The organism is Streptomyces sp. DvalAA-14 (genome assembly GCF_900091855.1).
Taxonomy (GTDB): Bacteria; Actinomycetota; Actinomycetes; order Streptomycetales; family Streptomycetaceae; genus Actinacidiphila.
On record NZ_FMCH01000048.1, the window covers coordinates 1 to 2516 of the forward strand.

Sequence of the window (2516 nt, forward strand, 5' to 3'; positions counted from 1 at the left end):
CCCACCGACAGCCCTTCCCCCACCCCGACCGACTCCTCGCCGCCTGCCTCGCCCTCGCCCACCACCGCGGCGCCCACCCCCTCCTGAGGCGCCCGCGCACCCCGAAGGACGGCGCGGCGTGACCAAGGCCACGACACCGCCGCCCGACATCTTCACCGCCAACGGCGCCTACCACGCCACGTTGTGGACGCCGCAGCTCTGACCCCGACCCTTCCGCCGGGTCCGAGCGCCGGGTCCTGGCGCCGGGCGCCGGGACCTGGATCCGGGGTCAGGCCACCGGGTCCGCCGGGTGCGGAGCCACCAGCGGCAGGCCCGGAGCGGACACCCGCGCGTCGCACATCTCGGCCAGCCGCTCGTAGGCCGCCGGCCCCATCAGCTCGGTCAGCTCCGGCCGGTACGACACGTACACCGGCTCCCCGGCGCCGTGCGCGGAGCTCGCCGACGTGCACCACCAGTGCAGATCGTGGCCGCCCGGGCCCCATCCGCGCCGGTCGTACTCCCCGATCGAGACCACCAGGACACGGCTGTCGTCCGGCCGGTCCACCCAGTCGAAGGTGCGGCGGATCGGCAGCTGCCAGCAGACGTCCGGCTTGGTCTCCAGCGGCTCGCGCCCCTCGCGCAGCGCCAGCGCGTGCAGGGCGCAGCCCTGGCCGCCGGGGAATCCGGCCCGGTTGGCGAAGACGCAGGCCCCGTCGACCACCCGGGTCTGCCGCTCGCCGTCCTCGTTCACCTCGGCCCAGAAGCCGCCGTCGCCGGTGCCGAAGGGATGCAGCTGCCAGGTGTCCGGGGTGAGGCGCGCCACATGTGAGGCGACCCGATTCTCGTCGTCGTCATCGGCGAAGTGCGCGCCGAGCGAACAGCACCCGTCGGCGCCGCGCCCGGCCACGATGCCGTGGCAGCCGCTGCCGAAAATGCAGGTCCAGCGGGAGGTGAGCCAGGTCAGGTCGCACCGGAAGACCTGTTCCTCGTCGGCCGGGTCCATGAACTCCACCCAGGCCCGGGGGAAATCCAGCTCCGCCTCGTCGCGCGGTTGATCGCCGCCACTGCCTTTGCCGCCGCCCTTACGGGTCTTCGCCTTCGCCACGCGCCCAAGCGTATGCCGTACGACCGAAATGCGCGGAATGCCACAACGGGAGCCGTATCCACCGGTCGTCGCCCGGCGGCGGCCGGGTCGCTCGCGCTAGCGTCAGTCCATGCGACTCGGCGTACTCGATGTGGGATCCAACACCGTCCACCTGCTGGTGATGGACGCGCACCCGGGCGCCCGCCCGCTGCCCGCGTACTCGCACAAGGCGGAACTGCGGCTGGCCGAACTGCTCGACGGGCACGGCGCCATCAGCGAGGCCGGCGTCGACCGGCTGGTGACGACGGTGGCCGACGCGGTGCGCGTCGCGGAGGACAAGGGCGTCGAGGACGTGCTCCCGTTCGCCACCTCGGCGGTGCGGGAGGCGGCCAACGGCGAAGAGGTGCTGGCTCGGGTCGAGCGCGAGACGGGCGTGCGGCTGACCGTCCTGTCCGGAGAGGACGAGTCCCGGCTGACCTTCCTGGCGGTACGCCGCTGGTTCGGCTGGTCGGCCGGCCGCCTGCTGGTACTGGACATCGGCGGCGGCTCCCTGGAAGTCGGATTCGGCATGGACGAGTACCCGGCCGCGGCGGTGTCGCTGCCGCTGGGCGCCGGCCGGCTGACCGGCGCGTGGCTGCCCGGTGACCCGCCCTCCCACCACGACGTGCGCGCCCTGCGCCGGCAGGTCCGGGCCGAAATCGCCCGTACGGTGACGGACTTCGCCCGGCTGGGCAGCCCGGATCTCACCGTCGGCACCTCGAAGACGTTCCGCCAGCTGGCCAGGATCGCGGGCGCGGCCCGCAGCGCCGAGGGCCTGTACGTGCAGCGCACGCTGCGGCGGTCCGCCCTGGAGGAATGGGTACCGAAGCTGGCCGGCATGACGGCGGCCCGGCGCGCGGCCCTGCCGGGCGTCTCCGAGGGGCGCGCCCGGCAGCTGCTGGCGGGGGCGCTGGTCGCCGAGGGCGCGATGGATCTCTTCGGCGTGGACGAGTTGGAGATCTGCCCGTGGGCGCTGCGTGAGGGGGTCATCCTGCGCAAGCTCGACGTCATGGTCACCGAGCCGGCGAAGCCGGCGGTGACCCGTGACACACCGCCGGCCCCGCCGGACACCGTCGCCGAACACGCGGACGCGGTCTCCACCGTCGCCCCCGCCCCCACCCGCCGCTGGCGCCGCGGCACCCCTTAGCGGCCCAGCCCGCACCTTGACCGCCCGGGGCCGCCGGGGGTGGTGGGTTGCGCTGTTTCCCCGATCTTCCGGCGCTGGTGGGCTGGCCGCGCAGTTCCTCCCCCAGACTTCGTCCGGGGTACCCCCAGCGCCCCTGCGGGGGCGCGTCCGCCTGCCCGGACAACCGGCGCCCCGCAGGGGCGCGAGGAACTGCGCGAGCAATCGACCACCGGCGGGTGGCCCGGGAATATCGCCGGGTGGCAGGGCGGCCGGTGGGGCCCGGCCCCG

At 74.7% G+C, this 2516-nt stretch carries 2 protein-coding genes; one reads left to right on the top strand and one right to left on the bottom strand.

Going from position 1 to position 2516, the window contains the following annotated elements; translation table 11 throughout:
• Positions 1-268: 268 nt before the first annotated feature.
• Positions 269-982: a hypothetical protein gene (locus tag GA0115240_RS02310; protein WP_202450952.1), complete on the bottom strand. Its 714-nt coding sequence runs from the start codon at positions 980-982 to the stop codon at positions 269-271.
• A gap of 211 nt (positions 983-1193) precedes the next feature.
• On the opposite strand from GA0115240_RS02310, the gene GA0115240_RS02315 reads away from it, so the two are divergent.
• Complete coding sequence (locus GA0115240_RS02315; RefSeq protein WP_093734964.1) at positions 1194-2249, top strand: Ppx/GppA phosphatase family protein; 1056 nt, start codon at positions 1194-1196, stop codon at positions 2247-2249.
• Positions 2250-2516: the final 267 nt, after the last annotated feature.

What these genes read in the sequence shown, in the direction of transcription:
- GA0115240_RS02315 (WP_093734964.1), top strand. Translation starts at nt 1,194, where the DNA reads ATGCGACTCGGCGTACTCGATGTGGGATCCAACACCGTCCACCTGCTG.
- GA0115240_RS02310 (WP_202450952.1), bottom strand. Translation starts at nt 982, where the DNA reads ATGGACCCGGCCGACGAGGAACAGGTCTTCCGGTGCGACCTGACCTGG.